Source organism: Mucilaginibacter sp. P4_E8, from assembly GCF_056401495.1.
Genome location: NZ_JBFUJG010000161.1, coordinates 1 through 10117, shown reverse-complemented (window position 1 = coordinate 10117; position 10117 = coordinate 1). Strand labels below are relative to the sequence as shown.

At 41.4% G+C, this 10117-nt stretch carries 10 protein-coding genes; 2 read left to right on the top strand and 8 right to left on the bottom strand.

The genetic code is table 11. The annotated features are described in order from the left end of the window. Nucleotides 1-118: 118 nt before the first annotated feature. From AC1DRQ_RS27105 to AC1DRQ_RS27090, 4 genes are all read right to left on the bottom strand, one after another. Nucleotides 119-301: a hypothetical protein gene (locus tag AC1DRQ_RS27105; protein ID WP_477428574.1), complete on the bottom strand. Its 183-nt coding sequence runs from the start codon at nt 299-301 to the stop codon at nt 119-121. 32 nt (nt 302-333) lie between these two features. After that, nucleotides 334-1245, bottom strand: coding sequence for an alpha/beta hydrolase (locus tag AC1DRQ_RS27100; RefSeq protein ID WP_477428572.1), 912 nt, complete (start codon nt 1243-1245; stop codon nt 334-336). A 233-nt stretch (nt 1246-1478) separates the two neighbouring features. Then, a protein-coding gene (prfB, locus tag AC1DRQ_RS27095; protein ID WP_429401704.1) for a peptide chain release factor 2 occupies nt 1479-2571 on the bottom strand; the annotation gives its coding sequence in 2 pieces (ribosomal slippage) (nt 1479-2510 and nt 2512-2571; 1092 coding nt in all). Between the two features lie 96 nt (nt 2572-2667). Beyond that, nucleotides 2668-3105 (bottom strand): hypothetical protein, encoded by a 438-nt coding sequence (locus AC1DRQ_RS27090; RefSeq protein ID WP_429401706.1) that lies wholly within the window; start codon nt 3103-3105, stop codon nt 2668-2670. A 252-nt stretch (nt 3106-3357) separates the two neighbouring features. Here AC1DRQ_RS27090 and pgi point away from each other — a divergent pair, with 252 nt between their 5' ends. Next, the gene (pgi, locus tag AC1DRQ_RS27085) at nt 3358-5004 is read left to right on the top strand and encodes a glucose-6-phosphate isomerase (protein WP_477428569.1); all 1647 of its coding nucleotides are present in this window, start codon (nt 3358-3360) and stop codon (nt 5002-5004) included. Nucleotides 5005-5132: 128 nt separating this feature from the next. On the opposite strand, the gene AC1DRQ_RS27080 is transcribed toward pgi, so the two are convergent. The 4 genes from AC1DRQ_RS27080 to AC1DRQ_RS27065 all read right to left on the bottom strand — a co-directional run bounded on the left by AC1DRQ_RS27080 (nt 5133) and on the right by AC1DRQ_RS27065 (nt 9525). Beyond that, nucleotides 5133-6245: a glutaminyl-peptide cyclotransferase gene (locus AC1DRQ_RS27080; protein ID WP_429401710.1), complete on the bottom strand. Its 1113-nt coding sequence runs from the start codon at nt 6243-6245 to the stop codon at nt 5133-5135. Nucleotides 6246-6249: 4 nt separating this feature from the next. Beyond that, on the bottom strand, nt 6250-6618 hold the full coding sequence (locus tag AC1DRQ_RS27075) for a YraN family protein (protein ID WP_429401712.1): 369 nt from the start codon (nt 6616-6618) through the stop codon (nt 6250-6252). Next, complete coding sequence (gene dnaG, locus AC1DRQ_RS27070; RefSeq protein ID WP_477428566.1) at nt 6619-8550, bottom strand: DNA primase; 1932 nt, start codon at nt 8548-8550, stop codon at nt 6619-6621. It abuts the gene before it with no gap. A gap of 108 nt (nt 8551-8658) precedes the next feature. Then, on the bottom strand, nt 8659-9525 hold the full coding sequence (locus tag AC1DRQ_RS27065; protein ID WP_477428564.1) for a DMT family transporter: 867 nt from the start codon (nt 9523-9525) through the stop codon (nt 8659-8661). Between the two features lie 138 nt (nt 9526-9663). Here AC1DRQ_RS27065 and AC1DRQ_RS27060 point away from each other — a divergent pair. Beyond that, nucleotides 9664-10117 (top strand): hypothetical protein (locus AC1DRQ_RS27060; RefSeq protein ID WP_477428562.1); only part of this gene is annotated, 454 nt, incomplete at its 3' end.

Genomic DNA, 10117 nt, shown 5'->3' with positions numbered 1-10117 from the left:
CCCTTCCCCAAGGAAGGAATCGCACTAGGCCCAAGCTTTCTTTTTATTTCTTCCCAACACCTATAGTGATAACACCGACCACAGGCTAAAAAACTTCGTAAGTCTCAAAGCCAATAGATTACCCTATCAACCCCAATTCCTTTAAAATGGAATTAATGGTTAGATCAGTAAATTCTACTTCCATAAGTATTGATGTAACTAAATCAACTTTCTTCTCTTTTACGGCCTTTTCAAATTTTTCCATTAGACCACTTACATATAGTCGTTCATTTACTGTCATGCCCATATATCTATCACTCATAAAATTAAAATCTTAATTTAATTTATAGGTAATCATTTCCCTTTTAAAAATCCATTCTCATCCAACCAGGCTGTGGCCCAATCAAACCATTTGCCTTTGTTTTTGGAATTGTTGAGGCCAAAGCCGTGGCCGCCTTCCTGAAACAGGTGCATTTCGGCTTTTACATGATTTTTGAGCAGGGCATCATAAAACATCAGGCTGTTTTGCACCGGTACAGTTTTATCATCCTCGGCATGTACTAAAAAGGTGGGTGGCGTGTTGGCAGTAATTTGTTTCTCGTTCGAGTATAATTCCACTTGCGCTGCCGATGGTGTTTTGCCAATCAGGTTTTCTCTTGAACCCACGTGAGCCTGTTCGCCAAAAGTTATTACCGGGTAAATGAGCATCATAAAATCGGGACGAACGCTGATATCTTTATTTTCAATTACGGGTTTATCAAAATGCGTACCGGCTGTTGACACCAGGTGTCCCCCTGCCGAAAAACCAATGATACCTATTTTATTAGGATCAATTCCCCACTCGGCAGCATGTTTGCGCACCATTTGTATAGCTGTTTGTGCATCCTGTAGCGGGCCGATAGGTTTATCCTGCATAATATTGTCACTTGGCAGGCGATATTTTAACACAAAGGCTGTAACCCCTATTTTATTAAATTCCTGCGCTACAGCAGTGCCTTCATGTGCCGAAGCCAAACCCGCATAACTACCACCGGGACAAACAACAATCGCGGTGCCGTTTGCTGTGCCTTTAGCCGGTAAATACGACGTAAGTGTGGGCTGACTTACTTGTGTTATCCAGGAATTCTTATCTGTTTTCTCGATATAAGTTGCGGGTGTGGGTTTTGAGTTAGGTACGCCATTGGGATAAAGCGGGATCGATTTTTCCTGGCTGTAAGCCGTAGTTATTGCAATAGACAAAATAAAAGCGGATAAAATGGTTTTCATAGATCAGGTTGTATCAGGTTATAATGGATGGGCAAATTACAATTTCTACCCGAAACAAAAAACGACGTTGCATAATGCAGCGCCGTTTTTTTTGTAATAATTATATATCATTTAAACACGGATGTCATGCTGAACTTGTTTCAGCACCTCACACGACATGTGTACACCATGGCTGTCGGTGACTTTGCATGTGGGATCCCGAAATAAATTCGGGATGACCTGTATGTTCAAATTTAGCTTTTAGGTCCGCCAAATTCCATGAGGTATGCTTTTAAAAATTCGTTAAGTTCACCATCAAGTACAGCCTGCGCGTTTGATGTTTCATGATCAGTACGCAGGTCTTTTACCAATTTGTATGGGTGTAGTACGTAGTTACGGATCTGTGATCCCCACTCTATTTTCTTTTTGTTGCCCTCAATGGTATTGCTGATCTCCATTCGTTTACGCATCTCAATTTCATACAACTGCGATTTTAATAAACGGATGGCATTGTCTTTATTTTGAAGTTGCGAACGTGATTCCTGGTTTTTGATAATAATGCCCGAAGGTTTGTGGTATAAACGCACCGCGGTTTCTACCTTGTTCACGTTCTGCCCACCGGCACCACCCGAGCGGAAGGTTTCAAATTCAATATCAGCCGGATTTACATCAATCTCAATAGTATCATCAACCAATGGGTAAACATACACCGATGCAAACGAAGTATGGCGCTTGGCATTGGCATCAAACGGCGATACCCTCACTAAGCGATGAACACCGTTTTCACCTTTTAAATAGCCATAAGCAAAATCTCCTTCCAACTGCAGGGTTACAGTTTTAACACCGGCCACATCACCGGGCTGATAATCCTGCTCGGTCACTTTATAACCGTTCTTTTCGCCCCACATAATGTACATACGCATCAGCATACCTGCCCAGTCGCAGCTTTCGGTACCGCCGGCACCAGCTGTAATTTGCAATACGGCATGAAACTGATCTTCTTCGGCCGAGAGCATGTTTTTAAACTCCAGCTCCTCTACCGCTTTTATCGCTATGTTGTATTGCTCCTGCATTTCGACCTCAGTAGCGTCGCCGCCCTGGTAAAATTCAAATAGTACACCGGTATCTTCAATTATCGATACTACTTTCTGAAATTCATCGGTCCATACTTTTTTTACTTTGATGGATGCCAGCACCTTTTCGGCCTCTTTGGGGTGATCCCAAAAATGCGGGCCAACAGTTATTTCCTGTTCTATTTGTAATTGTTCAAGCTTCTTGTCGATGTCAAAGATGCCTCCTCAGGGAAGCTGCTCTATCCCTTAAATCCAGAATCTGTTCTTTAGTCATTTGGCAAATATATACAATTTGATAATCGGCTTAAATAAAAAGGCCTGCAAATTGTTTATCAATTTGCAGGCCTTACAAGGTATAGATTATAATATTTTAAGCAACCATTAGTTTGTTAACCAGCAAACTCAGGTCTGCACGGTTACCATTTAGCTTGGTTAGCATGTTAGTTAATCCAAATTCTTTGATCTGTTCGCTTTTTGACGCTTTTACCAATTCTTGCATCACCTTGGGTATTAGCCCATTTGCAATTTCCAGGGCATGTATAGGATCAATATGATAAAAGGTATTTAACCGGTTAGCAAACCTGTTAACTATGCTCGAAACCAATGAATGATTGTAAATACCTGACGATTGAAAGTACTTTATCAGTTCTTTCAACTTACCATTTTCCATCTGGCCCTTTAAAACCTCAATAATCGAACTTGAAGCTTCAATCATTACCGCATCGTGGTGTTTTACAGGAATTACAGGGTTGTTAACAACAGCCGTCCCGGCGTTATTTTTTACAAGCAAAAAAAGTTTCTCAAACATGGCCCGTATTTTTATATGTGTTAATTTACAAATTGATGATAAATCGCTTATTTGATTACCAACAAGACAAATATATTAAATAATTATTTTAAATATCAAAACAATTGTCAAATATTTTTAAAATTATCGTAATTTTTCGGTGTAAAACAAACACTATGTGTGCAGTGTTAAAATAACACGAAGATTTGTTAGTTTTGAATTTAACATCCAGCCAACAATTAACTTCTTACTTTTGTATAAAACTACTCAATTATGCTGCCAAATACAGATTTTACCACCACCCAGTCTTATAAATATTTAACAGACCATTACATTGATATTGTATCAAAAAGTCTGAAAGAATTATTTGACACTGATAATCAGCGATTTAAAAAATTCTCCATCCAATTTGAGGACATTTTACTCGATTATTCCAAAAACCGTATTGATGAGCAAACCATTGCCTTACTGATACAGTTAGCTAAGGAATGTTCGGTAAATGAGGCAATTGAAGCCATGTTTTCAGGCGAAAAAATCAACGCGACGGAAGGTCGTCCGGTGCTGCATATCGCATTACGTAACCGTAGCAATAAACCAATTTATGTTGATGGCAAAGATGTAATGCCCGATGTAAATAAAGTGCTTGAACACATGAAGGAGTTTAGCCACGCTATTATATCTGGCTCCTGGAAAGGCTATACCGGCAAACCAATTACCGATGTAGTAAATATAGGCATCGGCGGCTCAGACCTGGGCCCGGTAATGGTGACCGAAGCATTAAAGGCTTACAAAAATCATCTGAACCTGCACTTTGTATCCAACGTGGATGGAACGCATATAGCCGAAACCCTAAAAGAGGTTGATCCTGAAACCACGCTTTTCCTGATCGCGTCAAAAACATTTACTACCCAGGAAACTATGGGCAATGCCCACAGTGCGCGCGACTGGTTTTTAGCCGCCGGAGCAACCGAAGCTGATGTGGCCAAACACTTTGCTGCTTTATCAACCAATGCTGCCGCTGTCGAAAAATTCGGCATCGATACCAAAAACATGTTTGAGTTTTGGGATTGGGTTGGTGGCCGCTACTCTTTATGGAGCGCCATTGGCCTTTCTATAGCTTTAAGCATAGGTTTTGACAATTTTGTGGAACTGTTAGAAGGCGCCCATGCTACCGACGAACATTTCAGGACCGCGGAGTTTGAACGGAATATCCCAGTTACACTGGGGCTGCTTGGCATTTGGTACAACAACTTTTTTGAGGCCGAAACCAACGCCATTTTACCATATGATCAATACATGCACCGCTTTGCCGCTTACTTTCAACAAGGCGATATGGAGAGCAACGGTAAACATGTAGACCGTAATGGCAAACATGTAGAATATCAAACCGGTCCTATCATCTGGGGTGAACCAGGCACCAACGGACAGCACGCGTTTTACCAGCTGATACACCAGGGCACTAAACTGATCCCTGCCGATTTTATAGCCCCGGCACAATCACACAATCCGCTTGGTGAGCACCATAACATGCTGCTGTCAAATTTCTTCGCCCAAACCGAAGCCCTGATGAACGGCAAAACAGAGGAAGAAGTAATTGCCGAATTAAAAGCCGCAGGTAAATCTGACGCGGAAATAGCAGCCATTGCACCGTTTAAGGTTTTTGAAGGCAACAGGCCTACAAACTCGTTCCTGCTTAAAAAAATAACCCCACACAGCTTAGGCTCATTGATAGCCATGTATGAGCATAAAATATTTGTACAAGGCATTATCTGGAACATTTACAGCTTTGACCAATGGGGTGTGGAATTAGGTAAACAACTGGCGGGTAAAATATTACCCGAATTAAAAGACAACAGTGAGATCAGCAGCCATGATTCATCAACCAACGGTTTGATCAATCAATATAAAGCTTGGAGGTAAGGGCCCCCAGCCCCCTAAAGGGGGAGTTTTTGATTAACATATTCATAAATAAAAGAGCCTGAAATTTCGGGCTCTTTTATTTTTTATTCTGCTAAAGATTCAGGACTATCAGTTCCCCCTTCAGGGGGTTAGGGGGCTTTTACAAACTTAACCTGATATAATTGAGGCCATTTTTTACCGGTTACAAAAAGGCGTTTGCCTTTGGCGTCCCAGGCTATGCCATTAAGCACATTATTGTCCCAATCCCTGTCCTGCGGCCTGTCGGCCATAGGATATAAGTCCTTCATATCAATTAACTGCTCTACGGCGCCTGTTTTAGGGTTAATAACCAGTATGGTATCTTTTTGATAAATGTTGGCATAAAGTTTACCATCAATATACTCCAGTTCGTTTATAGAGTCAATCTGGCCAGTGTTATCACAAACATCAATAAAACCAGTAGGGTGGTAAGTATCCTTATCCCTAAACCAGATACGGTTAGTACTGTCGTCATTATAAAGTTTGTTGCCATCAAAACACATTCCCCAGCCTTCGGGACCTAAATTGTTAGGGAAGGTTTTGATCAGTTTAAACGTGTTCTTGTCATAAACAAATGCCACTTTTTCGCGGTAGGTAAGCTGTATTATCTTATCTCCCACAACCGATATCCCCTCGCCAAAGTATTGATCATCAAGTTTGATTTTTAACAGGGTTTTGCCGGTGTTAAGATCAAACTTACGTAATGCAGAGCGTTTATAGTCGCCAATGCTTTCATAAAAATGACCATCTTCATATTGCAATCCCTCGGTATAAGCACTGGTATCATGCGGAAATACCTTTTCAACCTTATAAGTATAATGTTCGGGCGCTTTGGCTGCAAGCAGCAAAATATTAGTAGTTACATCCTGACTTTTACCACCAGCATAAATTTTAGCGGTTACTACCCTTATGCCCAAAGGCAAAGTATCTGTTTTTAGGCTGATGCCCGATGTATCTTTAGTTACGCCTATTTTGGTGGCTACAGGTAAGTAAACCGAATCGGCACCCATTTTTATATTTGTAGATGCCAGCAGGTACACTACCGAATCTACTTTGGCATCGGCAGGGAAACCAACCTTTAGTTTTACTTCATCACCCGCTTTGTAGGTAGTACCAGCTTCGGGACTGATGCTAAAATCTGCCGCGCTATCACTTGATTTATGGTTACAGCCAAATGCCAGCAAAGCGCCGGCTAAAAAAAGACCTTTAATTTTGTTATTCATAATGTTAGGTTGCCGATGGCCAAAACGCATCTTCAATATGATTTAGTATATAATTTTTATTTCTGTCGAACAAAATAGCAATAATATCAAACCGTACATCGCCCTGGTGGTTCATGAGGTAAATATATTCATCTGCCGCCTCGGCCAGTAATTTTTGCTTACGGGCATCCACAAAATCCTCAGGTTCGCCAAAACCGTTGCCGGTGCGGGTTTTAACTTCGGTAAATATAATAACCTTGTCTTTATATGCAATCAGGTCAATCTCGGCTTTGCCGTGGGTCCAGTTTTCGTCCAGTATTTCGTAACCGGTGTTTTCCAGGTGTGTTTTGGCTAAAGTTTCGCCCGTGCGACCCAGATCAAGGTGTTGAGCCATTTATTTGATAATTACCGACCCTAAGAAATCGGAGATGGTTTTTTCAACTTTTTTCATGCGGATATACTGGTTCAGCAATATTTCCTGATCAGCTTCGGTCTCGGCCTTTTGCAGTTCCGTACGCAGGCCTTCCAGTATTTTGCCCACCTTATGTTTTTTAAGGTGAAATATAGCACCAAGAATGGCAGCCTTCATGTTGGCCTGCTCATCGTGTATCATGATCTTGTGCATCTCGTACCAATTTTCGCTTAGCGTATATTTGGTAGCCAGCATGTTAACCGTCAGATCAACAATGCCTTTATCCTGATGATGAATAAAATAATAATCCTCTGGCAGTACGCCATTCTCAACCTCCTGCCGGTATAATTCAACAAACAGCTTGCATGATGCATCTTCAAAAGTAACATCACCCAACTCGGCTATCATAAACGGGCCTATATAAGTATTAGCGATGCCATCCCAGTCAATCATCCTGTTGCCATACAATAACAGCAAACGAATGATCTCCTTTTCCTGAAAATGCTCTTCTTTAGTTTCCTTTACCTCGGGCTCATCAAAAAAGTTGGGTTCGTCTGGCTGCGGTGCATATCGGGTATTGGTTTGTTGCTGCTGACCATCCTTTTTCGCCTTGGCCTGGCGCATTTTATTTAGTTCGGATAGCAGGGCGCGCTCATCTATCTGTAATATATAACTACATTCCTTGATAAAAACAGATGCCTTGATCGAGTCCGGGATCTTAGCTATGCTCTCCACAATCTCGCGGATCACACCGGCTTTTTTTATAGGGTCATTACCGGCATCTTTTAAAAGGAGGTTAGCTTTGTAAAGGATAAAATCCTTTTTAGTTTCCTCGATATGTTTTTTGAAGGCGTTGGTACCTACACTGCGCACATACGAATCCGGATCATGCCCATCAGGAAAAGAAACCACTTTCACGTTGAGGCCTTCTTCCAATATCATATCCAGCCCGCGCAGGGAAGCTTTAATACCTGCCGCGTCGCCATCATATAAAATAGTGATGTTTTTGGTAAACCTGCTGATCAGCTTGATCTGCTCTACAGTTAATGAAGTACCCGACGATGCTACCACATTTTCGATACCAGCCTGGTGAACTGAAAGCACATCGGCATAACCTTCAACCAAATAGCAGTTATCTTCCTCGCGTATGGCTTTCTTGGCGAAGTACAGGCCATAAAGCACATTTGATTTATGGTAGATCTCAGACTCGGGTGAGTTTACATACTTAGGTACATTTTTATCCTTTTTAAGGGTACGTCCGCCAAAGGCTATTACCCGGCCAGTAAAACTATGTATCGGGAACATTACCCGGCCACGATAGCGGTCATATAAGTTACCGTTATCTCGTTTAACCGATAGGCCGCTCTCTACCAGAAACTGTTCCTGGTAGCCATCTTTTATGGCAGTACCCGTAAAAGCTTCCCATTGATCGGGCGAGTAACCCAGTTCAAATTTTTTAATAGTTTCGGTGTTGAAACCGCGTTCTTTAAAATAGCTCAGGCCGATGCTTTTACCCTCATCGGTATCAAGCAGGCTTTCATGAAAAAACTTAGCGGCAAAGGCCGTCACGATCATGAGGCTTTCGCGACGCTGATCTTCCTCCTTGTTTTCTGGGTGATCAATGGTTTCCTCAACCTCGATACCGTATTTCTTGGCCAGCCATTTTAATGCTTCGGGATAGGAAAATTTTTCCAGCTCCATTAAAAAGGTAACTGCCGAACCACCTTTGCCCGTAGAAAAATCTTTAAAGATGCCCTTTGCCGGCGATACCGTGAACGATGGTGTACGTTCATTGGCAAATGGTGACAGGCCCACATAGTTTGCCCCGCGTTTTTTTAGCTGCACAAATTCCCCTATCACCTCCACAATGTCGGTGGCTTCCATAATACGGTCGATGGTGGATTTTATGATCATGTGCTAAAATGCAAATGTAGGGTATCGGGTATCAAGTATCAAGTAGTTAGTATCAAGTATGATGAGTTGTTTATAAAAAAAGAAATGAAGTTATCCTGATACTTGATACTAACTACTTGATACTAACTGATTACGTGGCTTTAAAAATGTTACGGCTATGCCGGCAAGCACTATTACACTGCCAATGATTTCATTAACTGCAAGCTTTTCGTTCAGCAGGAATGCGGCAAGTAATCCGGCAAATACCGTTTGGCTTAGTAAGGCTATAGCCACTTTGGTTGATTCCAGGTATCTTAATGAGTAATTTATGGTGAGCCAACCAGTAAGCTGACAAATTAATCCCATCCCTATAAAGCACAGCCAAACTTTTAGTGAAAAAACGGTGATCGTATTTCCCATGGAACTATTTATCAGGAATAAAAAAACACTGGCGCCCAACATGCTGTAAAACATAAAGGTAAACACATCTATACTCGCCATGATGTTTTTGGTGATCATGATATAGGTTGCGTACAGCAAGCTGGCCAATACCGCAAGCAAAATACCCGCGTTAAGTTCCAGATGTAAAATGTGCTGATAGCCCACCAGCACCACCATACCCATGATCGCCAATAGCGTACCTATCCAGAATAAATTTCCTGAGCGTTTTTTAAAAAGCAAAAAACTCAGCAAACCCACCCAAACCGGGGCCAGGTTGGCAAGCAGGGTTGATACTGTTGCGCTGATTTTTAACAAAGAGATATTCCAAACGGCCACGTCTGATGCAAAAACCACCCCTGCCGTTACTGCGATAATAAGCTGCCTTTTATCAATACGCAGTTTCTTTTTAATGATACAATAAGGCAGCAAACAAACCCATGCAACAAACACACGGTAAAATGCAGAACCAATTGGTGCAACCCCGGCAAGCTTTACAAATATTGGCGAAAACGAGATGCATAAAATGCCGATAACCAAGCTCACTTTAGGGTTCATAACAAGATAATAAAATGAGTGGCAAACTTAAGCAAATCGTTTTTTATTAAGACCTTTATCAAAATTCACTTCACAAATATCTAAGTCGCTGTAGCAAAAGTTTCTTTTTCGCCGTAATTGTATAAAAACCTTATTATCATGAAAAAATACCTGCTTATTTTACTTTCAGCTACGGCTTTGTTTATGACGTCCTGCACCAAAAGAAGGGACTGTTGTGTTCTACCTAAAAGGGACGCATTTATTATGGCCGAAAAAAGCGGCGTACAATGGGAAGGGATCCCTACAACTACTGTATTTTCGCAGGATACCATTAATGTATATGCCGGCAACTTTAAAACCGGCCTTGAAGAAAACTTTGGCTTTTTAATAAAAGCGAGCACCACAGCCATTAGTTATCCACTAAAAGGCAATCAAGCCTACTATTTTAATACTGTTGGTCGTGATGTATCAGTTAGCGGTTATAAACTCGATGATACCTTTACCAACCAGGTAACGGTTACCAGCTATGATCAAAGCACCAAAACTGTAACAGGTACTTTTCAAATGAAATTTATTAAAACGTATGATAACCCAACCGGTAGTTATCGTTATC